This is a genomic window from Clostridium tepidiprofundi DSM 19306 (genome assembly GCF_001594005.1).
Taxonomy (GTDB): domain Bacteria; phylum Bacillota; class Clostridia; order Clostridiales; family Clostridiaceae; genus Clostridium_AC; species Clostridium_AC tepidiprofundi.
The window spans coordinates 1-530 of the sequence record NZ_LTBA01000171.1 but is presented as its reverse complement, the minus strand read 5'-3'; the positions used below and the strand labels follow the sequence as shown (position 1 = coordinate 530).

Annotated in this window: 1 protein-coding gene; it reads left to right on the top strand. The window is 27.0% G+C overall.

Going from position 1 to position 530, the window contains the following annotated elements:
- Positions 1–99 precede the first annotated feature (99 nt).
- Positions 100–530 (top strand): Rpn family recombination-promoting nuclease/putative transposase (locus tag CLTEP_RS14275; RefSeq protein WP_153016385.1); only part of this gene is annotated, 431 nt, incomplete at its 3' end.

The window sequence follows — 530 nt, the reverse complement described above, 5'->3', positions numbered from 1 at the left end:
GTAGAATTTGTATTAATAAAAAATGCGAATTCTTTTCAAAAGATAGTGAAAATACAACAAAAATTAAGATATAATATAAGTATAGGAAAGGGTGATATAATGGAGAGATTAAAACCTTTGAATGATTTTATTTTCAAGAAACTCTTCGGAGAAAACGAAGTAAAAGATAATTTAATTGCATTTTTGAATGCAGTTTTAGATAGGAAAGATAGAGATAGACTTGTAACATTAGAAATAATAGATAACAAAGAACTAACAAGAGAACTCGTAAATGATAAAACTGCAATACTAGATGTAAGAGCGAGAACAGAAGATGGGACTCAAATAGACATAGAAGTTCAACTTACAAATCAACATAATATGGATAAGAGAACTTTGTTTTACTGGGGAAGAATTTTCAATGAAACAATAGTTAAAGGTGAAGACTACAAGAATTTGTCAAAGGTAATAACTATAAATATATTGGATTTTAATTATATAAAGCTTGATAAATTTCATACTAAGTTTCATCTGTGGGAAGATGAAGCTAA